Origin of the sequence: Amycolatopsis albispora, assembly GCF_003312875.1 — a bacterium.
Taxonomy (GTDB): domain Bacteria; phylum Actinomycetota; class Actinomycetes; order Mycobacteriales; family Pseudonocardiaceae; genus Amycolatopsis; species Amycolatopsis albispora.
In genome coordinates this window covers 9,030,582-9,054,311 of the sequence record NZ_CP015163.1, presented here as the reverse complement: position 1 = coordinate 9,054,311, position 23,730 = coordinate 9,030,582, and the positions used below count along the sequence as shown (strand labels likewise).

Genomic DNA, 23,730 nt, shown 5'->3' with positions numbered 1-23,730 from the left:
TCCGGTATCCCCGCGCAAGGCCCATCCGGGCGGGCGCTAGCGTTGTCGCGATGCCGACCGCGACTCATAGCCGTTCGGCCGAGCCTGACCAGGCGACAGATCCGGAGCGCACCAGCCCGGAAAGCAGCCGCATTCGAGTGTGGCGCCTGCTCGCCATCACCCTCGGCCTGTTGTCCGCCGCCTGTGCGCTGGCGGTCCCGTTCATGCCCGTGGTCCAGGACACCGCGCGCATCGCGTGGCCGGCCAACGGCGACACCAGCCAGGTCAACGCGCCGCTGACGGCGTACTGGGCGCAGGACCTGAGCGCGAACTTCCCGTGCGAAACCGTGCGCTCGCTCGACCAGCGCACCGACGGCGCCGCGATGCTGTTCTCCACCGTGCCCGAGGCCAGGGTCGCCGAGGGCACCGGCATGCAGCTGCAGGTGGACAACGGCCTGCTGATCGTGTCGAACCGGGCGCAGCAGCTGGCCCGCCAGCCGCTGCCGCCGGAGAACTGCGACATCGGCATCTCCTCGACCGTGCACGCGACCACCATCACGGTGGCCGGTCAGGTGCTCTTCCACGACTCGAACGACGTCCGCCCGCGCCTGGTCGGCATCTACACCGACATCACCGCCGAGCAGGACCCGATCACCGGGCTGGACGTCTCGGTCACCCCCGACACCCGGTACCAGTCCTCGCCGACCGGCTGGAAGACCGGCGTCAGCGTGCTGTGCGTGCTGTCGCTGATCGGCTGCCTGATCGCGGTCAACCGGCTGGACTCGCGGGTGGCCAGGCGGGCGCCGAAGTGGGCCCCGGTCGGCTGGTGGCGGCTGACCGGCCGCGACGTCACCGTGATGGCCGCGCTCGGGGTGTGGGTCTTCATCGGACCGGTGACCTCGGACGACGGCTACATCCTGACCATGTCCCGGGTCACCGAGGACGCCGGCTTCCTGGCGAACTACCACCGGTGGTTCGGCGTGGCGGAGGCCCCGTTCGGCTGGTTCTACCACGTCTACGAGCTGATGGCGCACGTCAGCGTGGTGCCGCCGTGGATCCGCCTGCCCTCGTTCCTGCTCGGCGTGATCAGCTGGCTGCTGATCAGCCGCGAGGTGATGCCCCGCCTGGGCACCCAGGTGCGCACCAGCCGCGCGGCCGGCTGGGCCGCCGCCGCGGTGTTCCTGGTCTGGTGGATGCCGTTCAACAACGGGGTCCGGCCGGAGCCGGTCGCCGCGGTCGGCTCGCTGCTGGCGATCTGCGCGGTGGAACGCGCGCTGGTCACCCGGCGGCTGCTGCCGCTGTGCCTCGGCCTGATCGCCGCCGCGCTGACCCTGGCCGCCACGCCGACCGGGCTGATCGCGGTGGCCCCGTTCCTGGTGGCCGGGCGCCCGCTGTTCCACCTGCTCAAGCAGCGTGCCCGCGGTGGTGGCTGGCCGGTGGTGCTGGCGCCGATCTTCGCGGCCGGGCTGATGGTGCTGGTGGTGGTCTTCGCCGACCAGACCTTCGCCACCGTGCAGGAGGCCACCCGGATCCGCAGCAAGGTCGGCCCCAGCCTGTCGTGGTTCGAGGAGCTGTCCCGCTACGAGCTGCTGTTCAGCCCGACCGCCGACGGCTCGGCGTCGCGCCGCTTCCCGGTGCTGCTGCTCCTGCTGTGCACCGGCGCCTGCCTGGTCGTGCTGCTGCGACGCGGGCGCATCCCGGGCGCCGCGCTCGGCCCGTCGCGCCGCCTGATCGGCACGGTCGCCCTGTTCTTCCTGATGATGGCGCTGACCCCGACCAAGTGGACGCACCACTTCGGCGCGTTCGCCGCGGTCGGCGCGGCGATGGCGGCGCTGACCGCGCTGGCCACCAGCTCCACCGTGCTGCGCTCGAAACGCAACCGGGCCGGGTTCCTGGCCGGGTTGCTGGTGGTCGCGGCGCTGGCGATGACCGGGCCCAACGCGTACTGGTTCGTCTCGAACATGGGTGTGCCGTGGGCCGCGCAGGCGCCGACCATCCAGGGTGTGAGCCTGTCCACCATCCTGCTGGTCGCCGCGGCGATCTCGGCGGTGGTGGCGTTCATGGAGAACGTGCGCGCGCAGCGGCCGGACCGGATGTTCGGGCTGCAGAAGGAGAAGGAACGCGGCCGGGCGCTGAAGCTGGGCTCGCTGTCGCTGGTGGTGGTGTGCGGCCTGATGGCCACCGCCGAGTTCGCCTCGATGGCCTGGGCCATCCAGACCCAGCGCACCAGCTACAGCCTGGGCGCGGCGAACTTCGGGCACCTGTTCGGGCGCAGTTGCAACCTGTCCGACCACGTGATGGTGGAACGCGAGCCGGTCTCCAGCGTGCTGTCCGCGCTGCCGCCGGACAAGCAGGCCACCGCCCCGATCGAGCAGCCGGAGCCCACCGACGAGAACGCGCTGCCGCTGCCCGAGCTGGAGAACGGCCCGGTGCAGTCCGGTTTCCACCGCGAGCCGATCGACACCAACGACCCGCTCGACGAGCCGCCGCACGGGTTCAAGACCGACACCGTGCCGATGTGGAGCAGCTACCGGACCAAGGAGAGCCCGACCGGGCGGCTGCGCAGCGACTGGTACGACCTGTCCGAGCGGCCGGCCGGTGGGCAGATCGTGATCGCCACCATGTCGCCGCCGACCAAGGCCACCACGGTGGACCTGGAGTTCGGCGCGGAGACCGACGAGGGCATGAAGACCGTGCGGAGCCTGCCGGTGCTGGTGCCCGGTGGTGGCAACTTCCGCTGGAACGACGTGCGCATCGGCCTGGACTTCCTGCCGCCCGAGGTGTCCTCGGTGCGCGTGGTGGCCGCCGACAACGACCTGACCGAGGACGGCTGGGTCGCGGTCACCGCACCTCGTGTGCCGACGTTCACCACGCTGACCGAGCGCGTCGGTGACGCCCCGGTGTACCTGGACTGGCCGGCGTCGTTCGTCTACCCGTGCATGAACCCGATGAAGGTGCGCGACGGCATCGCCGAGCTGCCTTCGTACCGCGTCACCGCCGGTGACCTGGCGTTCGAGGCGGACTGGGCGGGCAGCCGGACCGGCGGGCCGAACGGCTTCCTGGAGGAGGTCGCCGACCAGCCGGAGGTGCCGAGCTTCCTGATGGGCCAGCCGGGGGCGCCGTGGGGCGTGCTCAAGCAACTGGAGCCGTTCACCGAGGGCGCGCCGCCGATGGTGATCCGCGGCCAGGAGGTGCACTCGGGCTGGTGGTCGCCGGGCCCGGGCCCGGCCCAGCCAGACGGCCGCCAGCCGACGCGGTAGCGGGTGTCCCCGCGGGCCCTCAGTAGGTCCGCGGGGTCCAGACCGCACCCGACTCGCTCACCCGCGTCCGCGACGAGCCGACGATCACCAGGCATCGCATGTCCACTTCGGACGGATTCAGAGTGCCCAGGGTGACCACGCGCACCGACTCCCCGGCACCACCCACGTCACGCGCGACCACGACCGGGGTGTCCGCCGAACGGTGGCGCAGCAGCACCTCGACCGCCGCAGCCAGCTGGGTGACCCGGCTCCGCGAAGCCGGGTTGTAGATCGCCAGCACCAGGTCGGCCGCGCCCACCGCGTCCAGGCGGCATTCGATGACCTCCCACGGCTTCAGCCGATCCGAAAGCGACAGCACGCAGTAGTCGTGGCCGAGAGGTGCGCCCACCCGGGCGGCGGCGGCCTGGGCGGCGGTCACACCCGGTAGTACGCGCACGGAAACCGAGGCGAACCGCGGATCGTCGGCCTGCTCCAGTACAGCCGAAGCCATCGCGAAAACGCCCGGATCCCCTGAAGACACCACCGCGACGGAAGCACCCGAAAGGGCCAGCTCCAGCGCGTCCACCGCGCGCTCGGCCTCCACCCGGTTCCCCGAACTGTGCCGCTGCTGCCCGGCCCGCTGCGGCACGCGCGCCAGGTACGGCCCATACCCCACGAGATGGTCGGCCGCTCCCAGCGCGGCCGCGGCCTCCGGCGTCAGCCAGTCCGGCCCGGCGGGACCGAGTCCGACCACGACGACCTCGCCCCCGGACGGCGGCTCGACCGCCTCCTCCTCCGGTGCACCCACCCGCGAGGCGTAAGCCGGGCTCGGCAGCAGGGCCAGCGAGAAGTACGGCACCGACTCCGGGTCCACGTCGGCCAGCCGCTCGATGCGCTGCGAACCCCAGGTCGCGCGCTCGACGTACCACGCGTCGTCCAGCTTGCCCGCCTCGGCGAGCGCGTCCCGCACGGTGGTGAAGGTGCGGCCGAGCTTGAGCACCGCCGCCGCGTCCGCCTCGGCCAGCTTCATCGCCAGCTGCGGACCGGGCAGCGTGCCCGGCAGCACGGTCAGCACCTCCTCCTTCTGCACCAGCGGCAGTCCGAGCTGGGCCGCCGCGCCGCTGACCGACGTCACACCCGGGATCACGTGGGCTTCGTACCGGTCGGCGAGCCGCTCGTGCATGTACATGTAGGAGCCGTAGAAGAACGGGTCGCCCTCGCACAACACCACCACGGAACGCCCGGCGTCGAGGTGCTCGGCGAGCCGTTTCGCGCTCAGCTCGTAGAACTCGGCGATGGCGCCGTCGTAACCGCCGGGGTGGTCGGTGGTCTCGGTGGTCACCGGGTAGACCAGCGCCTCCTCCAGCTGACCTTCGCGCAGGTACGGCTCGGCGACCGAACGCGCGATGCTGCGCCCGTGCCGCGCGCTGTGGTACGCGATCACGTCGGCCGCCTCGATCACCCGCGCGGCCTTGATGGTCACCAGTTCCGGGTCGCCGGGACCGAGCCCGACGCCGTAGAGCACCCCGCTCATTCGACCTCGCTCGCGATCGCGTTCACCGCGGCCACGGCCAGCGCGCTGCCACCCCGCCGCCCGCGCACCACCAGGTACGGCGCCGGTGCCCGCTCGGCGAGCGCCTCCTTCGACTCGACCGCGCCGACAAAGCCGACCGGCACGCCGATGATCGCGGCCGGTGCGCCGACGCCCTCGTCGAGCAGTTCCAGCAGCCGGAACAACGCGGTCGGCGCGTTCCCGATGGCCACCACCGAACCGGGCAGCTTGTCGCGCCACAGTTCCAGCGCGGCGGCCGACCGGGTGGTGCCCATGCGCTCGGCCAGCCCCGGCACGGCCGGGTCGGACAGCGTGCACAGCACCTCGTTCGCCGCGGGCAGGCGCTTGCGGGTGATCCCGCTGGCGATCATGTTCGCGTCGCACAGCACCGGGGCGCCCGCTTCGAGCGCGGCCCGGCCCGACTCCACCACGTCGAGCGTGTACCCGAGGTCGTCGACCAGGTCGACCATGCCGCAGGCGTGGATCATCCGCACCGCCACCGGGGCCAGGTCGCCGGGCAGGATGGCCAGCTCGGCCTCCGCCCGGATGGTGGCGAAGGAGTGGCGGTAGATCTCCGCCCCGTCCCGGATGTAGTCGATCACACGCGTCCTTCCCGCCACTCGTCCACCGACGAGAACCGTTGCCCGTCCACGAAACAGCCCCCGTCATCGGCGGCGACCACGTCGACATGATCGCCCCGGGGTCTACCACAGCGCCGGTCGCACCCCGAGAAATGTGCGCGGAGACTCACCGGCAGCGCGGCGGCCACGCGGCTTGCTTCGGCCCGCACGTCGGCGTGGGACTTGGCGCAGCCCGGCGAGCCGATGCACGCGCTCAGCGCCACGCCCGGGGTGGACGGATCGACGAAGAACCCCGCGTCCGCGAGCGAAGGGTGCGCCGCGGGCAGCACGATCGACCGCCACGGCGTGACCACCACCGACGGTGCCAGCGCGGCCAGTGCTCGCGCCTGCGTGCCCGACAGGCAGCCGAACCACGGCGCGACCACCCGGCCACCGACCGGTGGCGGCCCGGACCGCGGCACCTCCCCCGGTGCTTCGACCGTCCCCAGTGGACGGACGGCGGCGAGCACCTGTGCACGGGCCGCCGCCGACTCCCGCAACCGCCAGGCGTCCCCGCGCGAGGCCACGAACGCCCGCGCGGCGGTGACCAGCGCGTCCACCGCGCGGTCACGGGGAACCCGGACCCCGGTGTCTTCCCCGTCGATCAGGAAGGCGCCGTCGCACCAGGTGACGTCCGCGCGCTCACCGGCGACGTCACCGCGTCCGCTGTCGATCGCGAACAGGAAGCGCCCCGGCAGCGCGGCGAGTTCCGGCACCGCGCAGACCGCCTCGTCCAGCGCGGCGACCAGGTCGTCCACTTCGGGCACCGGGGACGCGAGGTAGTTGCGCACCCGTTCGTGGCTGGGCCGCGGCAGCAGCCCGGCGGCGGCAAGCCGCCGCGCCAGCCGCGGGTCGTCCCGCTCCAGGCCACGCAGTTGCAGGTTCCCGCGTGAAGTCAGGTGGAGTTCGCCGTCGCCGAGGTCCGCCGCGCAGGCGGCGAGTTCACGCAGCTGGGCGGCGGTGACGCGGCCGCCGGGCAGCCGCACCCTGGCCAGCGCCCCGTCGGCGGCGTCGTGCGTGGCGAACACGCCGGGGCAGGCGTCGGCACGCTGGCGGATTTCCACGATCGTCACCTTAAGGGATGTAGTACATGTACTATCATCCGCACGAGACATTAGATGGGGTGGTGAAGGTCTATGACGAGGGTGGGTGAACCGATCACCCGGGGGCCGGGTTCCGGCCCGGCCGGGAGACCGGTGCTGGAGGTTCGTGACCTGCGGATGCGCTACGGCGCCAACGACGTGCTCAAGGGGGTGGACTTCACCGCGGACCGGGGCGAGGTGGTGGCGCTGCTGGGCCCGAACGGCGCGGGCAAGACAACCACGATCGAGATCCTGGAAGGCTTCCGCATGCGCTCGGGCGGCGAGGTGTCCGTACTGGGCACCGACCCGGCGCACGGCGGCGAAGCGTGGCGGGCGCGGCTCGGCGTGGTCCTCCAGTCGTGGCGCGATCACGGGCGCTTCCGCGTGCGCGACCTGCTCGCGCACCTCGGCCGCTACTACGCGCCGTTCGGCACCGAGGCGATCAACCGTCCGTGGGACACCGACGAGCTGATCGAAACGGTCGGACTCGCCGAGCACGCGAACAAGCGGATCGGGCGGCTCTCCGGCGGGCAGCGGCGGCGCCTCGACGTGGCCATCGGCATCGTCGGCAAGCCGGAGCTGCTGTTCCTCGACGAGCCGACGGCCGGCTTCGACCCGGAGGCGCGGCGCGAGTTCCACGACCTGGTGCACCGGCTGGCCGACGACGACGAGACCACCATCCTGCTCACCACGCACGACCTGGACGAGGCGGAGAAGCTGGCCGACCGCATCCTGATCCTGGCCGACGGCCGGATCATCGCCGACGGCTCGGCCGACGAGCTGTCCCGCCGGATCAGCGGCGAAGCGGAGATCCGCTGGACCCGCGACGGGCAGCGGTTCGTGCACCTGACCACCGAGTCCACCAAGTTCGTGCACGAGCTGTTCAAACAGCACGGCGACGCCATCGGCGAACTGGAAGTGCGCCGCGCGTCGCTGGAGGACACCTACATGACGCTGGTGCGCCAGGCCGAGACCGGCCAGGCCACCGCCGCGGTCCGCGAATTCATCGGGGAGGCATCGTGAATCCCGTGACCAACGCCGTCCGGGCCGGGCTGGCCAGGGGGCGCATCGAACTCCGCAACACGCTGACCACCGGTGAGGACCTGGCTGGCACGGTCATCCCGATGCTGATCCTGCTGGTCGTGATGATCTTCATGCGGGGCGCCACGGTGCCCGGCACGGACTTCTCCCTCGGCAGCGCCGCGGTGCCGGGCGTGCTCGGCATGCAGGTGGTCTTCGGCGGCATGATCGGCGTGGCCGGGCAGCTGATGGTGGACCGCGAGGACGGCACGCTGCTGCGCGCGAAGGCCACCCCGCACGGCATGATCGGTTACCTGATCGGCAAGATCACCATGCTCTCGGCCACCGTGGTGGTCAGCCTGCTGATGATCCTGGTGCCCGCGTTGTTCCTGTTCGACGGGCTGTTCGACGGCGGCTTCGGCGCCTGGGCGGGCTTCGTCGCGGTGCTGGTGCTGGGCATGGTCGCCACCATGCCGCTGGGCGCGGCGATCGGCTCGCTGACCGCCAACCCGCGCAACATGGGCCTGGTCATGCTGCCGTTCATGGGGCTCGCGGCGATCTCGGGCATCTTCTACCCGATCACCTCGCTGCCGGAGTGGGTGCAGTGGATCGCGCAGGTGTTCCCGATGTACTGGCTCGGCCTCGGCATGCGCTCGGCGGTGCTGCCGGACGCGCTGGTCGCCGCCGAGATCGGCGAATCGTGGCGGCACCTGGAGACCGTCGGCGTGCTCGGGGTGTGGGCGGTGGCCGGGCTCGTGCTGGCCCCGATCCTGTTGCGTAGGATGGCCCGCCGTGAGTCGGGCTCGGCCGTGGCGGCCCGGCGCGAACGGGCCATGCAGCGGGTGGGGACGTGACGGGGAGCAGGCGATGAGCGAGGCGATCTACAACCGGATCGCCGTGCTCCGCGCCGAACGGGGCATTTCGCGGCGCCAGCTGTCCGAGGCGCTCGGCGTGCACTACCAGACCATCGGTTACCTGGAGCGCGGCGAGTACAGCCCGAGCCTCTACCTGGCGCTGAAGATCGCGGAGTACTTCGAGGTGGCGGTCGAGGTGATCTTCTCGACCACCCCCTTCCCGCGCATCGGCGACTCGGAGCGCACGGCCTAGATCACCTTGACGCGGTCGTCTCCGTGCCCGGAGAGTGAGAGCCGACCCACACCACGGAGGCGCCGCGTCATGATCCTGCTTCTGTCCACTTCGGACACAGACCTGCTCAGCGCCCGCGCGGCCGGAGCCGAGTACCGGCTGGCGAACCCGGCCCGGCTCGACCTGGCCGAGCTGCCCGCACTGCTGGACGGGGTGCCGGTGGTCGTGGTGCGCATCCTCGGCAACGAGCGGACCTGGCCCGACGGGCTGGCCCAGGTCCGCGCCAGCGGCGCGCACGTGGTGGTGCTCGGCGGTGAGCAGGCGCCGGACGCGGAGCTGATGCGGCTGTCCACCGTGCCCGCCGGGATCGCCGCCGAAGCGCACGCCTACCTCGCGCAGGGCGGCCCGGCGAACCTCGAGCAGCTGCACCACTTCCTGTCCGACACGCTGCTGCTCACCGGCCACGGCTTCGAACCGCCGGTGGAGCAGCCCGCGTGGGGGGTGCTGGAGCGCGAGCGGCGCAACGACGACGGCCCGGTGGTCGCGATCCTGTACTACCGCGCGCACCAGCTCAGCGGGAACACCGCGTTCGTGCACGCGCTGGCCGACGCGGTCGAGGACGCGGGCGGCCGCGCCCTGCCGATCTACTGCGCCACGCTGCGCTCCCGCGAGCCGGAGATGATGGCGGAGCTGGCCAAGGCCGACGCGCTGCTGGTCACCGTGCTGGCCGCGGGCGGCACCAAGCCGGCCGAGGCGGGCGCCGGCGGGGACGACGAAGCCTGGGACGTGGCCGAGTTCGCCGCGCTGGACATCCCGATCCTGCAGGCGCTCTGCCTGACCAACGACCAGCGGACGTGGTCGGACAACGACGAGGGCCTCTCGCCGATCGACGCGGCGTCGCAGGTCGCGGTACCGGAGTTCGACGGCAGGCTGATCACCGTGCCGTTCTCGTTCAAGGAAACCGACAACGACGGCCTCCCCCGCTACGTGCCGGACGCCGAGCGCGCGTCCCGCGTGGCGAAGATCGCGCTCGGGCACGCGCGCCTGCGGCACATCCCGCCCGCCGAGCGCCGGATCGCGCTGGTGCTGTCGGCGTACCCGACCAAGCACTCGCGCGTCGGCAACGCGGTCGGCCTGGACACCCCGGCCAGCGCGGTGAAACTGCTGCGCGCCATGCGGGACCAGGGGTACCACCTCGGTGACGGCCTGCCCGGCCTGGACCCGACCGGCACCGACCAGCCCGACGGTGACGCGCTGATCCACGCGCTCATCGCGGCGGGCGGGCAGGACCCGGAATGGCTGACGCAGGAACAGCTGTCCGGCAACCCGATCCGCGTCCCGGCCGCGCGTTACCGCGAATGGTTCGACGCGCTGCCCGAGGACCTGCGCGCGGACATGGAGGAGCACTGGGGCCCGCCGCCGGGTGAGCTGTACGTCGACGGCGGTGACATCGTGCTGGCGTCCATCCAGGCGGGCAACGTGCTGCTGATGATCCAGCCGCCACGCGGGTTCGGCGAGAACCCGGTGGCCATCTACCACAACCCGGACCTGCCGCCGAGCCACCACTACCTGGCCGCGTACCGCTGGCTGGAGGAGGACTTCGGCGCGCACGCCGCGGTCCACCTCGGCAAGCACGGCTCGCTGGAATGGCTGCCCGGCAAGACCGCCGGGCTGTCCGCGAGCTGCGCGCCGGACGCGGTGCTCGGCAGCCTGCCGCTGATCTACCCGTTCCTGATCAACGATCCCGGTGAGGGCGCGCAGGCCAAGCGCCGCGCGCACGCCACCATCGTCGACCACCTGGTGCCGCCGATGGCCCGTGCCGAGAGCTACGGCGACATGGCGCGGCTGGAGCAGCTGCTCGACGAGCACGCCAACATCGCCGCGATGGACCCGGCGAAGCTGCCCGCGATCCGCGCGCAGATCTGGACGCTGATCCAGGCCGCCAAGCTCGACCACGACCTCGGCGTGGACGAACGCCCGCACGACGCGGAGTTCGACGACTTCCTGCTGCACATCGACGGCTGGCTGTGCGAGGTCAAGGACGCGCAGATCCGCGACGGGCTGCACATTCTGGGCGAGGCGCCGTCCGGGGAAGCCAGGGTGAACCTGGTGCTGGCGATGCTGCGGGCGCAGCAGATCTTCGGCGGTCAGCACGGCGCGGTGCCCGGACTGCGGTCCGCCTTGGGGCTCAAGGAGAACGGCGACGCGCCGACGTCCGAAGTGGACGCCATCGAAGCGACGGCGCGACGGCTCGTCGAAGCGATGGAACAGCGCGACTGGGCACCGGCGGCGGTCGGCGCGGTGACCACCGAGGTGCTCGGCGGTCCGGATGAGACAGTCCACAAAGTACTGTCGTTCGCCGCGGACGAGATCGTGCCGCGGCTGGCCGGGACCACCGCGGAGATCGACGCGGTGCTGCACGCGCTCGACGGCGGGTACGTCGCGGCCGGGCCGAGCGGGTCGCCGCTGCGCGGGCTGATCAACGTGCTGCCCACCGGCCGCAACTTCTACACCGTGGACCCGAAGGCCATTCCGAGCAGGCTCGCCTGGGAAACCGGGCAGGCGCTGGCGGATTCGCTGCTGAAGCGGTACCGCGAGGACACCGGCGAATGGCCGCCGTCGGTCGGGCTTTCGGTGTGGGGCACCGCGGCCATGCGCACTTCGGGTGACGACGCCGCGGAAGTGCTGGCGCTGCTGGGCGTGCAGCCGGTCTGGGACGAAGCTTCGCGGCGGGTGACCGGGATCGAGGCGATCCCGCTGGCCGAGCTGGGTCGCCCGCGCATCGACGTCACGGTCCGGATCAGCGGGTTTTTCCGCGACGCCTTCCCGCACGTGATCGAGCTGCTCGACGACGCGGTCCGGCTGGTGGCCGGGCTGGACGAGCCGGATTCGGAGAACTTCGTGCGCGCGCACGCGCGTGCCGACCTCGCCGAGCACGGTGACGAACGGCGGGCGACCACGCGCATCTTCGGCTCGAAGCCGGGTTCGTACGGCGCCGGGCTGCTGCCGCTGATGGACTCGGGCAACTGGCGCGACGACGCCGACCTCGCCGAGGTCTACGCGGTGTGGGGCGGGTACGCCTACGGCCGCGACCTCGACGGCGCCCCGGCGCGGCCCGAGATGGAGACCGCGTACCGCCGGATCACCGTGGCGGCGAAGAACACCGACACCCGCGAGCACGACATCGCCGACTCGGACGACTACTTCCAGTACCACGGCGGCATGATCGCCACCGTGCGCGCGCTGACCGGGCAGGCGCCGGTGTCCTATGTGGGCGACAGCACCACGCCGGACGCGGTGCGCACCAGGACACTCGGCGAGGAGACCACGCGCGTGTTCCGCGCGCGGGTGGTGAACCCGCGCTGGATCGGCGCGATGCGGCGGCACGGGTACAAGGGCGCGTTCGAGCTGGCGGCCACCGTGGACTACCTGTTCGGCTTCGACGCCACCGCCGGGGTGGTGCAGGACTGGATGTACGAGAAGCTGTCCGAGTCCTATGTGCTGGACCAGGAGAACCAGGAGTTCCTGCGCAAGGCGAACCCGTGGGCGCTGCGGGGCATCATCGAGCGGCTGACCGAGGCCGCCGACCGGGGCCTGTGGGCCGAACCCGACGCGAACCTGCTGGACCGCATGCGACAGGTCTACCTCCAGCTGGAAGGCGACCTGGAGGAGTAACCGGCGATGCTATGAATGTGGCTTTCGTGTCGCCGCCGGTGGCACCAACGCGACCTCCGAGTCGCAGCCAGCGTCACAAACGTAGCCTTCGGGTCGCGGCCAGTGTCACGAATGTGGCTTTCGGGACGCCAAACGTCTCGAAAGCCACATTCGTGACATCCGCCCGCCTTAGCTGGCCTGTTGCTCGGCGATCCAGTCGCGGTAGACGGTGACGTCGGTCCAGACGCCGAGGCCGCTGGCGCACTTCGGGTCCTCGTCGCCGTCGCGGCTGGTGGCGCCGACTAGTTCCCACTCCCCCGTGCGGCCCTTGATCTGCGGCCCGCCCGAGTCGCCGTAGCAGCCCATCGCGTCCGGCGTGTCCGACCCGGTGCAGATCTCCTTCCCCGCGGCGAAGTCGCGGCAGTCCTGGGCGGGCATCACCTTGGTGTCCAGCTCCTGCAGGATGTCTGGCGCACCGCAGTTCTCCTCCGCGCAGTGCTCGCCCCAGCCCAGGATCCGGGTCGCCGTGCCCGCCTCACCCGTCGCCTCGGCGATCTTGATCGGCTGCTCGGTCACCTTCTTGTCCAGCCGCACCAGCGCGATGTCCGCGCCCGGCTGCTGCGCGGCGTAGTCCGGGTGCACGACGATCCGGCTCACCCCGGCCTCGGTGCCGCCGCTGGCGTGCTCCCGCGCGCCGATCCGCGTGGTGACCTCCTCCGGCTTGGCACCCTGCACGCAGTGCGCCGCGGTCACCACCCACTCCTCGCCGATCAGCGAGCCACCGCAGAAGTGCTTCCCGCCCTGCTGCAGCGAAACCATGAACGAATAGTCCTCGGTGGCGTCGTGCCCGCCGATGATGAACGGCGTCGGCCCGCCCGCCGCCGCGACCCCCGGCACCAGCACCGCTCCCGCGGCGGCCAGTCCGGCCACCAAAACCCCGGTTTTGCGAAGCATTTTCGTAATCTCCCCGTGGACGACGATTTGCTGACAGCCGTCACCCTATGGGGTGGAGATCACCAGTGGGTCATTCCTTCGGCCCGGAGCCCATCAGCCGGATGGCCGACCCCGTGCGACGCCACGCCAGCTCGGCGGTCCGCAGGCGCCACGGCCGCAACCGCACCACGGTGAACCGCTCGTCCAGCGGCTCGTCCACGCCGAGTATCCGCAGGTCGAAGCCCAGCGGCGGGTCCGCGGCGCCGAACAGCTCCCACACGTGCCGCCGGTTCTCCGGCGATCCGGCGTACTCGGCTTCGCATTCCGCCACGGCGATCTCGTGCATCGGATCCCAGTACGAGCACGACACATAGGGCGTGCGCGCGAGGTGCGCGCGCTTCAACGGAGTCGGCCGCGCCGTCACCCATCCGATGAGGCCGTCACCGGTTTGCTCCCAGTACGGGTGCACAACGCGCGACCGCGGGCGGCCGAGCCGGTCGACGGTGGCCATCGAGCACCAGACCACGCGATGGGCGACCCGCACGAACTCGGCCACCACCTCCACCGGGGGTCTTGCCATTTCCACAACCATGGTTGTGTACTTTAGCCCGATGAGCGAGCCACCGGTAGCGCCGGAACGCACCGAACTGTCCCTGCTCGCCCTGTTCGCCGGCTGGGCGATGACCGGCGAAGTGCAGCGGCGGCTGGGCGAGGACGGTTTCGGCGACCTGCGGTTCAACGACGGGTTCGTGGTGCAGCACGTGCTCGCCGGGCCGCTGACCGTCTCCGCGCTCGCCGAGCGCATGGGCGTCACGCAGCAGGCCGCGTCGAAAGCGGTCGCCGATCTGGACCGCCGCGGCGTGCTGACCAGGAAACCCGCCCCGGACGACGCGCGCGCCCGCCTGCTCGAACTGACCGAATTCGGGCGCGCCTCGGTGGCGGCCACCCGGCGGCACCGGGCCGCACTGGAGTCCGAAATGGAGGCGGAGTGGGGGGCGGACCGGGTGGCGGACGCCCGTGCGCTGCTGGCGGAAATTCTCCGCCGGCTCGGCGGTACCGAAGCCGTGAAGCAGCGCCGCGTCCGGCCCCCGGCCTGAACGACGCAGATCCGGCTTTCGGCCCATCGCCTTCTCCCGATCAACGGTCTACAGTCCTCATCCGGTGCACCCGGCGGGGCGAATCCCCTGCGGGGCAACAACTTTCTGGGAGGGCCTGGCAGTGGGCAATTCACGGGAACGAAGAAGAATCCGGCGCGGGGTCACCGCGGGCGCGCTCGCCGTCGTGCTCGCGGGCGGGCTGGCTTCGGCCACCACCGCGACCGCCGCGGGCAACGTGGTCCGAGCGGACAAGTCGGTCAGCCGATCCTGTTTCGCCGCGCCACTGCCCCAGCACGCGCCCGGCGCGGACCGCCGCGAGGTGACCGCCTCGGTGGACGGCCTGGTCCAGGCGCGGCTTTCCCCGTCACGCGGCAGCGAGGGCGACTGGGACCTCGCCGTGTTCGACAAGGCGTCGGGCAAGGTGGTCGCCGCCTCCGCCGGGCTGCGCACCCGCGAACTCGCCGAGAGCTTCGTGAAGAAGGGCCAGCAGCTCGTCGTGCAGGCCTGCCGCTACGCCGGTCAGGCGCGCAACGCCGTGCTGGGCGTGGACTTCCTGGCGCTGACCCCGCAGGGCACCGCGCCGCAGAAGGCCGAACTGGTCCGCGTGCACACACCGTCCAAAGCGGACAAGGACCGGCTGCTCGACCTCGGCCTCGACGTGACCGAGAAGGCCGACGCCACCGGCGTCGAGGTGGTGCTGGCCGGGGACGAGGACCGCGGCAAGCTGGCCGCGAGCGGCCTGCAGTCCACTGTGGTCATCGCTGACCTGTCGGCGAAGTCGGTGCAGAACGCCAAAACCGACGCCGAATTCGCGGCGAAGGCGCCGCCGTCGGTGCTGCCGTCCGGGCGCACCGCCTACCGCCACCTCTACGACTACGAGTTCGAGGTCAAGGAACTCGCGCGCAACAACCCGAGCCTGGTGCGCGCGTTCACACTGCCCGAGGCCACCATCGAAGGCCGTGACGTGGTCGCCGCCGAGGTCGCCACGAACGTCACCAACCCGGCCGACGGCAAGCCGGTGAACTTCACCATGGGTGTGCACCACGCGCGTGAATGGCCGGCCGGTGAGCACGCCATGGAATGGCTGCACGAACTGGTCAAGGGCTACCGGACCAACAATGCCGAGCTGAAGAACCTGGTCGGGCGCACCCGCAACATCGTGGTGCCGATCGTCAATCCCGACGGCTTCTCCATCTCCCGCGAGGCCGAGCCCCGCGGTGATTTCACCCTGTTCGACTACGAGATGAAGCGGAAGAACTGCAACGCCGCCGACTCACCACCGCAGTATGCGACCGGCGTGTGCAAGGCGAACCCGGCGGGCAGGCTGCGCGGCACCGACCCGAACCGCAACTACGCCGGGTTCTGGGGCGGCCCCGGCGCCGCCACGGCGTGGAGCGACGACACCTTCCGCGGCTCCGGCCCGTTCTCCGAACCGGAAACCCGCAACATCCGCTCGATCGTGTCCACCCGCCAGGTGACCAACCTGATCACCCTGCACACCTACTCGAACCTGGTGCTGCGCGTGCCCGGCGTGGCCGACGTCCGGCCGCCGCTGGACGAGCCCGCCTACGAAGCGCTCGGCGCGAAGATGGCCTCCCGCAACGGTTACACCAATCAGCCGTCGTGGGCGCTGTACGACACCACCGGGTCCACGGAGGACTGGTCGTACTGGGCGACCGGCGGCTGGGGCTTCACCTTCGAGATCGGCCCCAACGAGTTCCACCCGCCGTTCGCCGACGGCGTGATCGCCGAGTACGCCGGGATCGCCCCGGCGGCCGGCGCGGGCAAGGGCGGCAACCGGCAGGCGTTCATCGACATGCTGGCCAACGCGGCCGACCCGGCGGCGCACTCCACGCTGATCGGCTCGGCGCCCAAGGGCTACGAGCTGAAGCTGCACAAGACCTTCCAGACGCCGACCTCGCCGGTGCAGAACCCGGACGGCTCGACCGGCGCGCCGATCTACGTGACCGACAAGCTGGATTCGAAGCTGACCACCACCGGCGGCCGGTTCGCCTGGTCGGTCAACCCGTCGACGCGCCCGTACGTGGCCGGACGCTACGGCCGTGACCCGCAGGGCCCGGCGCAGGCCGGGTTCCCGCTGGCCAACCCGCCCGGCGTCCCCGCGGAGAACCAGGACTACCCGAGCGACGACGTCAACGTGGAAAGCGTGCCGTTCCACGTCGACGGCCTGCCCGCGGTGGACAACGGGAAGCTGACCGTGGCGGTGGACTGGACCAGCACGGCCACCGACTGGGACGTCTACGTGTTCGACTCGACCGGCAAGCTGGTCACCCAGTCGGCGAACGGCAACACGCGCTCCGAGCGCGCGGTCATGTTCGACCCGCCGGCCGGCGACTACCTGGCCGTTTTTGTCAACTACGACCAGGTGGACCCGGCGAACCCGGACGACTGGACCGGCCGCGTCGAGTTCGCCTCGCCGCTGCCGACCACCTACGGGCCCAAGGAGGCGTACACGCTCACCTGCACCTCACCCCGCGGCAAGATCGTCGGGCTGACCGACGTGTTCGCCGACCGCGGGCAGACGGTGGACGTGGGCGAGGTCTGCACCCGCTCGGCCCGCGCCACCAAGGAACGCGACCGGGGCTGAACCACCCCTGACGGTGCCCCGGCGGCCTCTCCCGCCGGGGCACCCGCGCGCCGCCGAGTTCAGCGGCGCCGCGGAAGCGCCGGTACGGTGCGGACATGCTTGGTTTGCCCGAGGAGATCACCACCTGCCTGTTCGATCTGGACGGGGTGCTCACCGGCACCGCCGAACTGCACAAGCAAGCCTGGAAGCAGACCTTCGACGAATTCCTGCGTGCCCGCGACGGGGCGGGCTTCCAGCCGTTCACCGACCGGGACTACGCCGACCACGTGGACGGGCGGCCGCGCTTCGACGGCGTGCGCGAATTCCTCGCCTCACGCGGGATCACGCTGCCCGAAGGCGAGCCCGGTGACCCGCCGGCCCGCGAAACCGTGCACGGCGTGGGAAACCGCAAGAACGAACTGGTGCTGGCGATCATCGACGAACGCGGCATCAACCCGTACCCCGGTTCCGTGCGGTACCTCGAAGCGGCCAGCGCGGCCGGGCTGAAGATCGGCGTGGTCACCTCGTCGGCGAACGGCGCGAAGGTGCTCGAAGGCGCGGATCTGGCCAAGTTCGTGCAGGCCCGCATCGACGGCGTGGTGATCGTCGAGCGGAAGCTCCGCGGCAAGCCCGCGCCGGACTCGTTCCTGGCCGGAACCGCGGCGCTGGACACCGAGCCCGCAGCGGCCGCGGTTTTCGAAGACGCCATCGCCGGGGTGCGGGCGGGCAGGGCGGGCGCGTTCGGTTACGTGGTCGGCGTGAACCGCGCCGACCAGGCGGAGCAGCTGCGTGCCGCGGGCGCCGACGTGGTGGTCGACGATCTGGCGGAACTTCTGGAGGACTGAGTGACGCACGGCTACGAGCAGGCCGAACGGTCGGCGTGGGAGCTGCGCTGGGTCGGCATGGACGTCGACCAGCTGCAGCGGACCGAATCGACGTTCGCGCTGTCCAACGGGCACATCGGCCTGCGCGGCACGCTCGAGGAAGGCGAGCCGCGCGGGCTGCCCGGCACCTATCTGAACGGGTTCTACGAGTCGTACCAGCTGCCCTACGCCGAAGCCGGGTACGGCTACCCGGAGGACGGGCAGACCGTGGTCAACGTGACCGACGGCAAGATCATCCGGCTGCTGGTCGAGGACGAACCGCTGGACATGCGGTACGGCCAGGCCACCACGCACGAGCGGGTACTGGACTTCCGCTCCGGCACGCTGCGGCGCACCACCGAGTGGTCGTCGCCGACCGGGCGCCGCGTCCGCGTGCGCACCGAGCGGCTGGTGTCGTTCACCCAGCGCGCGGTGGTGGCGATCCGGTACGAGGTGGAGCCGCTGGACGGTGAGATCCAGCTGGTGGTGCAGTCCGACCTGCTGGCCAACGAGCCGATCGAGTCCGACACCAGCGACCCGCGGGTGGCCGCCGCGCTGCAGTCGCCGCTGGTCGGCGAGTTCGCCATGGCCGAGGAGAGCCGGGCGGTGCTGGTGCACCGCACGCGGGAATCGGGGCTGCGCATGGCCGCGGCCATGGACCACCAGCTGGAGACCAACGACGGCCTGCGCACCCTCATCCACGCCGAAGAGGACCTGGCCCGGCTGACCGCCGCGGTCGACGTCCCGGCGGGCGAAAAGCTCACGCTGGTCAAGTACCTGGGCTACGGCTGGTCGGCGCAGCGGTCGGCGCCCGCGCTGCGCGCGCAGGTGGAGGCCGCGCTCGACGGCGCGCTGCAGACCGGCTGGGAGGGCCTGCTCGACGAGCAGCGGCGGTTTCTCGACGAGTTCTGGGAGTCCGCCGACGTGCGGATCGACGGGGATCCCGAACTCCAGCAGGCGGTGCGGTTCGCGTTGTTCCACGTGCTGCAGGCCGGGGCCCGCGGCGAGAGCCGCGCCATTCCCGGCAAGGGGCTGACCGGCCCCGGTTACGACGGGCATGCCTTCTGGGACACCGAATCCTTCGTGCTCCAGGTGCTCACCTACACCATGCCGGAGGCCGCCCGCGACGCGCTGCGCTGGCGTCACTCCACTTTGGACAAAGCACGCGCGCGGGCGGCCCAGCTCGGCCTGCGCGGCGCGGCCTTCCCGTGGCGGTCGATCAACGGCGCGGAATGCTCGGCGTACTGGCCGGCCGGCACCGCGGCCTTCCACGTCAGCGCCGACATCGCCGACGCGGTCGCCCGCTACCTGGCCGCCACCGGCGACGAGGAGTTCGAACGCGGGTGCGGTGTCGAGATCCTGGTGGAAACCGCCCGGCTGTGGATTTCGCTCGGGCACCACGGCCGGCACGGCGGGTTCCGGATCGACGGCGTGACCGGGCCCGACGAGTACTCGGCGATCGCGGACAACAACGTCTACACGAACCTGATGGCGCAGCGGAACCTGCGCGAGGCGGCGCTGGCCTGCGAACGGCAGCCGGACGTGGCTTCGTCGTTCGGCGTGAACCCGGAAGAACTCGCCGAGTGGCGGCTGGCCGCCGACGAGATGGTCATCCCCTACGACGAACTGCTCGAAGTGCACCCGCAGGCCGAGCGGTTCACCCAGCACGTGGACTGGGACTTCGAGGGCACGCCGCTGGAGAACTACCCGCTGCTGCTGAACTACCCGTACTTCGACCTGTACCGCAAGCAGGTGGTCAAGCAGGCCGACCTGGTGCTGGCGATGCACTTGCGGGGTGACGCGTTCACGCCGGAGCAGAAGGCCCGCAACTTCGCCTACTACGAGGCGAGGACCGTGCGCGACTCGTCGTTGTCGGCGGGCACGCAGGCCGTGCTGGCGGCGGAGGTCGGGCATCTGGACCTGGCCTACGACTACCTCGCCGAGGCCGCGTTCACCGATCTGCACGACGTGCACAACAACGTGCGCAACGGGCTGCACATGGCGTCGCTGGCCGGGGCGTGGCTGGCCACCGTGGCCGGGCTCGGCGGCATGCGGGACCACGGCGGCAGCCTGGCGTTCGCGCCACGGCTGCCGCGCGGCCTGGACCGGGTGGCCTTCCGCCTGATCTTCCGCGGGAGCCACTTCTCCGTGGAGATCACCGGCGAGGAAGCGAGCTACCGGCTGATTTCGGGCGGGCACCTGGACATCCGCCACCACGGCGAGAAGGTCACCGTGACCACCACCGCGGCCACGCTGCCCATCCCGCCCGCGCCCGACCTGCCCGCCCCGGTCCAGCCGCCGGGCCGGGCCCCACTCCGCCGGGAGCCGCGTTAGCCGGGACGAAACGGCGGAGCCGCTTGCGGTGGGCCGTCAGCTCGCTCCAGCACCGGCACCGGCGCCCAAGCCGGTCAAACACTCTCCCTAGTCGGGCGGTTCGGGCTTTTCGCTGGTGGGCGGTAGTTCCACGTCGTCGGTGTTGGGCAGGTTCTTGGTATCGACGTCCTTGGTGCCCGGCGGGTCCAGATCGGGATGGGGCGGCCGGGGCACCTCCGCCGACAGCGGCTGGTCCTCGTCGTCGTCTTCGCCGAGCCGGCGGTGTTGTTCACGCATACTCCCGGCGTACCCGCGAACGGGCCCGTTGACAACCGCTCAGCCGAAGGCTTCGGTGATCGCGCGTGCCCGCAGCCGCTCCAGCGTGCCGCTCTGCTCCTCGGCCCGCTCCAGCAACCGGTCCAGTTCGAGGACGTCCAGGCGTGAATCGCCGACGGCGCGCTGCCGCAGCGTGCGCCAGCAGGCGGCCTTGCCCTCGACACCGAGGCGCATCGTCTCCAGTTCGACCACCCGGCTGAGCGGCGAGCGGAACAGCAGCCTGCCGTTGAGCTTCAGGCGCGTGACCTTCTCCCCCGCCCAGGCCAGCAGCGCCTTGTGCCGGGCGCGCGGCAGGTCGAGGCGCTCGACCAGGTCGAGCAGGCTGCGCCGGTCCTCGGCGATCTCCGCGGCCAGCCGACGCAGTTCGGGACCGTAGTCCGTGGCGCGCTCGGCGACCGTCAGCCGGCGGATCAGCTCCACCCCGGCGGTCGCACCCGCGAGGTGGTCATTGAGGTAGGTGCCGAGATGGGCGTCCCGGCTCACGTGGATGAGCATGCCGTCCGGGTACCCGCCGGCGGCCCGGTTAAGCGACCCGCAGCGCTCCGCCCGCCTCGCCCGACAACATGGTCAGCAGCAGGCCTTCGGTGGTCGACCACGGGCAGATCTCGACCCGTTCCCCGCAGACGGTCAGCAGCGCTTCGGCGACGATGGCGCCCGCGAGCGCCTGCCGCGAGCGGCAGCGGGAGATACCGGGGAGTTCGGCGCGGCGGTCCACCGGCATCTTGGCCAGGCGCGGAATCCAGCGGCGCAGGTCTTCGACGTGCAGGGTGCGCGGGACGAAGTCGCCGTCCCGCTGCGGTCTCGCCCCGGCGAGGCGGGCCAGCTGGCGCAGGACCTTCGAGCAGCCGATCGCCCGGGTCCCGCCGGTCAGCTCGTCCGCGTCACCGAGCGCCTCCCGCACCTGGTCGAGGGTGTGCTCGCGCAGTGCGTCCATCCGCTTGGCCGACGCCTGGTCGTGCCCGAACCACGCCCGCGTCATCTCCCGCGCGCCCAGCCTGAGCGAACGCGCGAACGTGGCCACTTCACCGGCACCCGCGGCGATCTCGACCGTGCCGCCGCCGACGTCCAGCACCACCAGCGGCCCGGCGGAGGCGCCGTACCAGCGGCGGGCGGCCAGGAAGGACAGCTCGGCCTCGCGGCGGCCGGACAGGAAGCGCAGCTCGGTGCCGGTTGCCCTGGCCACCTTCGCCACCACCTGCCGGGCGTTCGCCGCGTCGCGCACCGAGGACGTCGCGAACGGGAAGACCTCGTGTGCGCCGTGCTCGGCCGCGACCCGGTTCGCCTTGCGCACCGCGTCGACGATCGAATCGACACCGTTCCGGCTGAGCGCGCCGTCGGCTTCGAGCGCGCGGTCGAGCCGCAGCCGGGTTTTGTGCACCAAGGCCGGTTCCACCGGCGAGCCACCGCGTTCCACCAGCACCAACCGCGCGCTGAACGACCCCACGTCAAGCACTCCGACGAGCTGATCCCGCACCCAAACCTCCCACCGCGTGTCGCAGGTAACCGATTCTTCCCGCAAAATCACGCCGCCAAACCCCAGTAAAGGAATCTTTAACATACCCCATACGGGTGATACGAACCGGCTCCGGGTCTCGGGGAGGTAACGCTTTGGCTGGTTCACAGCGATCAAGGAGCCATGAAAGAGGGGTGCCGCGGGGTCGGGGACACCGGGCGGCTGGCCACCGTGGTGGCGGCGGTTGTCGTGGTGCTCACCGGCGCGCTGACCGCGGTCACGCTGATCGTCACCCCGCAGCGCACCACGGTTCCGGTGACCGGCGGGGAACTCGCGGTCGCCCCGCGGGGCGGCCCCACCCCGGCCGACCGGCCGCTGCCGCCCGCGAAGCCCGTCTCGCTCGAGATCCCCGCGATCGGCCTGTTCACCGATGCGCTGGCGGAACTGGGGCAAACCCCTACCGGCGCGATGGAGGTGCCCGGGGCAGGCCAGCGCGCCGGCTGGTACGCGCCCGGCCCGGCGCCGGGTGAGCTCGGGCCCGCGTTGATCAGCGGGCACGCCGTGTACGCCTACGCCCGCGGGCTGTTCCACCGGCTGCGTGAGCTGCACACCGGGGACGTGGTACGCGTCGGCCGGTCCGACGGCACCACCGCGGAGTTTTCCGTGTACCTGGTGGAAAAACGGCCGCGGAAACCGGGACCGGCGATGGCGCGCGACTACACCGGCACCCCGGGCACCGGCCCGGAACTGCGGCTGGTCACCTGCGCCGCCACCTACGACCGCAGCGTCGGCGACCGCGCCGAAGAGGTGGTTGTCTCCGCCCGGCTCGCCTGAACTCAGCCGGAATACCCGGCCGCGCGCGAAACGTCTTCGGCACCACGCAGCACCCGGAGCACGTTGCGGCCCGCGAGCTTCGCGCAGTCGTCCTCGCTCCAGCCGCGGTCCAGGAGCGCGCCGAACAGCACCGGGTACTTCGAGACGTCCTCCAGCCCGGCGGGCAGCGACTTGACCCCGTCGTAGTCGCCGCCGACGCCGATGTGGTCGATCCCGGCCACCTCACGCGCGTGCTCCAGGTGCGCCACCACGTCCTCGACGCCCACGGATTCGTTGCCGGAGACGAACTTCGGCACGAAGGTGACCATGCAGACGCCGCCGTTGCCCGCGAGCCGCGCGAGCACGTCGTCCGGCACGTTGCGCGGGTGGTCGTTGACCGCGCGGCACGACGAATGCGTGAACACCACCGGCGCGGTGCTCACGTCGAGCGCGTCCCGCATGGTGCTCGGCGCGACGTGCGACAGGTCGGCGAGCATGCCGATCCGGTTCATCTCCCGCACCACGTCACGGCCGAACTCGGTCAGCCCGCCGTGCTCCGGCTCGTCGGTGGCCGAATCCGCCCACGGTGTGTTCGAGTTGTGCGTCAGCGTCATGTACCGGACGCCGAGGCGCCGCAGGATCCGCAGCACACCCAGCGAGCCGGCGATGCTGTGCCCGCCCTCGGCCCCGAGCATCGACGCCACCCGGCCGTCGCGGAACGCGGCCTCGGCCTCGTCGGCGGTGCGCGCCAGCGCCAGCTGGTCGGGGTAGCGCTCCAGCAGCTGGTAGACCACCTCGATCTGCTCCAGCACCGCGGTGACCGCGCTGTCGCCGGTGAACCCGCACGGCACGTAAACCGACCAGAACTGCAGGCCGACCTTGCCCTCGCGCAACCGCGGCAGGTCGGTGTGCAGGCGGTCCTGCCGCTGCCGCAGGTCCACCGCGGCCACCGCCTCCCGCGGGTCCGGCCCGGCCAGGTCACGCAGCGCCCACGGCAGGTCGTTGTGCCCGTCCGCCAGCTGCGTCCCCGACAGCAGTGCCCGCGCCCGCTCCACCCCGGTCATCCCCAGATCCCTTCCGCCAGAATGCCTTACGGCGGAACC

19 protein-coding genes are annotated in these 23,730 nt (G+C 71.6%); 10 read left to right on the top strand and 9 right to left on the bottom strand.

The annotated features are described in order from the left end of the window. The first annotated feature begins 50 nt into the window (after window positions 1-50). Window positions 51-3,239: an arabinosyltransferase domain-containing protein gene (locus tag A4R43_RS42135; RefSeq protein ID WP_113697194.1), complete on the top strand. Its 3,189-nt coding sequence runs from the start codon at window positions 51-53 to the stop codon at window positions 3,237-3,239. Window positions 3,240-3,258: 19 nt separating this feature from the next. On the opposite strand, the gene A4R43_RS42130 is transcribed toward A4R43_RS42135, so the two are convergent. The 3 genes from A4R43_RS42130 to A4R43_RS42120 are packed head-to-tail and all read right to left on the bottom strand — an operon-like array spanning window position 3,259 to window position 6,454. Beyond that, window positions 3,259-4,752 (bottom strand): precorrin-2 C(20)-methyltransferase, encoded by a 1,494-nt coding sequence (locus A4R43_RS42130; protein WP_113697193.1) that lies wholly within the window; start codon window positions 4,750-4,752, stop codon window positions 3,259-3,261. Then, complete coding sequence (locus tag A4R43_RS42125; protein ID WP_113697192.1) at window positions 4,749-5,372, bottom strand: precorrin-8X methylmutase; 624 nt, start codon at window positions 5,370-5,372, stop codon at window positions 4,749-4,751. The genes A4R43_RS42130 and A4R43_RS42125 overlap by 4 nt, the downstream gene beginning before the upstream one ends. After that, the gene (locus A4R43_RS42120; protein WP_236809380.1) at window positions 5,369-6,454 is read right to left on the bottom strand and encodes a precorrin-3B synthase; all 1,086 of its coding nucleotides are present in this window, start codon (window positions 6,452-6,454) and stop codon (window positions 5,369-5,371) included. Before A4R43_RS42120 ends, A4R43_RS42125 begins: the two co-directional genes overlap by 4 nt. A 156-nt stretch (window positions 6,455-6,610) precedes the next feature. Between A4R43_RS42120 and A4R43_RS42115 the strand changes: the two genes are divergently transcribed. The 4 genes from A4R43_RS42115 to cobN all read left to right on the top strand — a co-directional run bounded on the left by A4R43_RS42115 (window position 6,611) and on the right by cobN (window position 12,253). Then, window positions 6,611-7,495 carry an ABC transporter ATP-binding protein gene (locus A4R43_RS42115; RefSeq protein ID WP_205215582.1) on the top strand — a complete coding sequence of 295 codons (885 nt, stop codon included), beginning with the start codon at window positions 6,611-6,613 and terminating at the stop codon, window positions 7,493-7,495. After that, window positions 7,492-8,346, top strand: coding sequence for an ABC transporter permease (locus A4R43_RS42110; protein WP_113697189.1), 855 nt, complete (start codon window positions 7,492-7,494; stop codon window positions 8,344-8,346). The genes A4R43_RS42115 and A4R43_RS42110 overlap by 4 nt, the downstream gene beginning before the upstream one ends. Window positions 8,347-8,359: 13 nt before the next feature. Continuing rightward, complete coding sequence (locus A4R43_RS42105) at window positions 8,360-8,599, top strand: helix-turn-helix transcriptional regulator (RefSeq protein WP_113697188.1); 240 nt, start codon at window positions 8,360-8,362, stop codon at window positions 8,597-8,599. A 69-nt stretch (window positions 8,600-8,668) separates the two neighbouring features. Next, entirely contained in the window at window positions 8,669-12,253 is a 3,585-nt protein-coding gene (gene cobN, locus A4R43_RS42100) for a cobaltochelatase subunit CobN (protein ID WP_113697187.1), read from the top strand. Window positions 12,254-12,421: 168 nt separating this feature from the next. Here cobN and A4R43_RS42095 read toward each other — a convergent pair whose 3' ends face one another. Beyond that, window positions 12,422-13,186 (bottom strand): S1 family peptidase, encoded by a 765-nt coding sequence (locus A4R43_RS42095; RefSeq protein WP_113697186.1) that lies wholly within the window; start codon window positions 13,184-13,186, stop codon window positions 12,422-12,424. A gap of 70 nt (window positions 13,187-13,256) precedes the next feature. Beyond that, a complete protein-coding gene (locus A4R43_RS42090; protein ID WP_335645140.1) occupies window positions 13,257-13,745 on the bottom strand; it encodes a pyridoxamine 5'-phosphate oxidase family protein in 489 nt (162 codons plus the stop codon). Between the two features lie 31 nt (window positions 13,746-13,776). Between A4R43_RS42090 and A4R43_RS42085 the strand changes: the two genes are divergently transcribed. The 4 genes from A4R43_RS42085 to A4R43_RS42070 all read left to right on the top strand — a co-directional run bounded on the left by A4R43_RS42085 (window position 13,777) and on the right by A4R43_RS42070 (window position 20,046). After that, window positions 13,777-14,262, top strand: coding sequence for a MarR family winged helix-turn-helix transcriptional regulator (locus tag A4R43_RS42085; protein WP_113697184.1), 486 nt, complete (start codon window positions 13,777-13,779; stop codon window positions 14,260-14,262). Between the two features lie 121 nt (window positions 14,263-14,383). Further along, the gene (locus A4R43_RS42080; protein ID WP_418190792.1) at window positions 14,384-16,870 is read left to right on the top strand and encodes a M14 family zinc carboxypeptidase; all 2,487 of its coding nucleotides are present in this window, start codon (window positions 14,384-14,386) and stop codon (window positions 16,868-16,870) included. Window positions 16,871-16,965: 95 nt separating this feature from the next. Then, window positions 16,966-17,694, top strand: a complete 729-nt coding sequence (locus A4R43_RS42075; RefSeq protein ID WP_113697182.1) for an HAD family hydrolase — start codon at window positions 16,966-16,968, stop codon at window positions 17,692-17,694. Window positions 17,695-17,751: 57 nt separating this feature from the next. After that, window positions 17,752-20,046: a glycoside hydrolase family 65 protein gene (locus A4R43_RS42070; protein ID WP_205215581.1), complete on the top strand. Its 2,295-nt coding sequence runs from the start codon at window positions 17,752-17,754 to the stop codon at window positions 20,044-20,046. 87 nt (window positions 20,047-20,133) lie between these two features. On the opposite strand, the gene A4R43_RS42065 is transcribed toward A4R43_RS42070, so the two are convergent. The 3 genes from A4R43_RS42065 to A4R43_RS42055 are packed head-to-tail and all read right to left on the bottom strand — an operon-like array spanning window position 20,134 to window position 21,835. Beyond that, window positions 20,134-20,322, bottom strand: a complete 189-nt coding sequence (locus tag A4R43_RS42065; RefSeq protein ID WP_113697180.1) for a hypothetical protein — start codon at window positions 20,320-20,322, stop codon at window positions 20,134-20,136. Window positions 20,323-20,361: 39 nt separating this feature from the next. Then, the gene (locus tag A4R43_RS42060; protein ID WP_113697179.1) at window positions 20,362-20,856 is read right to left on the bottom strand and encodes a hypothetical protein; all 495 of its coding nucleotides are present in this window, start codon (window positions 20,854-20,856) and stop codon (window positions 20,362-20,364) included. A gap of 28 nt (window positions 20,857-20,884) precedes the next feature. Continuing rightward, window positions 20,885-21,835 carry a Ppx/GppA phosphatase family protein gene (locus A4R43_RS42055; RefSeq protein ID WP_236808645.1) on the bottom strand — a complete coding sequence of 317 codons (951 nt, stop codon included), beginning with the start codon at window positions 21,833-21,835 and terminating at the stop codon, window positions 20,885-20,887. 162 nt (window positions 21,836-21,997) lie between these two features. Between A4R43_RS42055 and A4R43_RS42050 the strand changes: the two genes are divergently transcribed. After that, a complete protein-coding gene (locus A4R43_RS42050; RefSeq protein WP_113697177.1) occupies window positions 21,998-22,648 on the top strand; it encodes a sortase domain-containing protein in 651 nt (216 codons plus the stop codon). 2 nt (window positions 22,649-22,650) lie between these two features. On the opposite strand, the gene A4R43_RS42045 is transcribed toward A4R43_RS42050, so the two are convergent. Further along, a complete protein-coding gene (locus A4R43_RS42045) occupies window positions 22,651-23,691 on the bottom strand; it encodes a dipeptidase (RefSeq protein WP_113697176.1) in 1,041 nt (346 codons plus the stop codon). Window positions 23,692-23,730: the final 39 nt, after the last annotated feature.

Bases quoted from the DNA above. Each gene is read 5' to 3' on its own strand.
- A4R43_RS42045 (WP_113697176.1), bottom strand. From the start codon at position 23,691: ATGACCGGGGTGGAGCGGGCGCGGGCACTGCTGTCGGGGACGCAGCTG.
- A4R43_RS42070 (WP_205215581.1), top strand. From the start codon at position 17,752: ATGGACGTCGACCAGCTGCAGCGGACCGAATCGACGTTCGCGCTGTCC.
- A4R43_RS42130 (WP_113697193.1), bottom strand. From the start codon at position 4,752: ATGAGCGGGGTGCTCTACGGCGTCGGGCTCGGTCCCGGCGACCCGGAA.
- A4R43_RS42075 (WP_113697182.1), top strand. From the start codon at position 16,966: ATGCTTGGTTTGCCCGAGGAGATCACCACCTGCCTGTTCGATCTGGAC.
- cobN (WP_113697187.1), top strand. From the start codon at position 8,669: ATGATCCTGCTTCTGTCCACTTCGGACACAGACCTGCTCAGCGCCCGC.
- A4R43_RS42060 (WP_113697179.1), bottom strand. From the start codon at position 20,856: ATGCTCATCCACGTGAGCCGGGACGCCCATCTCGGCACCTACCTCAAT.
- A4R43_RS42090 (WP_335645140.1), bottom strand. From the start codon at position 13,745: ATGGCAAGACCCCCGGTGGAGGTGGTGGCCGAGTTCGTGCGGGTCGCC.
- A4R43_RS42050 (WP_113697177.1), top strand. From the start codon at position 21,998: ATGAAAGAGGGGTGCCGCGGGGTCGGGGACACCGGGCGGCTGGCCACC.
- A4R43_RS42135 (WP_113697194.1), top strand. From the start codon at position 51: ATGCCGACCGCGACTCATAGCCGTTCGGCCGAGCCTGACCAGGCGACA.
- A4R43_RS42065 (WP_113697180.1), bottom strand. From the start codon at position 20,322: ATGCGTGAACAACACCGCCGGCTCGGCGAAGACGACGACGAGGACCAG.
- A4R43_RS42095 (WP_113697186.1), bottom strand. From the start codon at position 13,186: ATGCTTCGCAAAACCGGGGTTTTGGTGGCCGGACTGGCCGCCGCGGGA.
- A4R43_RS42085 (WP_113697184.1), top strand. From the start codon at position 13,777: ATGAGCGAGCCACCGGTAGCGCCGGAACGCACCGAACTGTCCCTGCTC.
- A4R43_RS42115 (WP_205215582.1), top strand. From the start codon at position 6,611: ATGCGCTACGGCGCCAACGACGTGCTCAAGGGGGTGGACTTCACCGCG.
- A4R43_RS42105 (WP_113697188.1), top strand. From the start codon at position 8,360: ATGAGCGAGGCGATCTACAACCGGATCGCCGTGCTCCGCGCCGAACGG.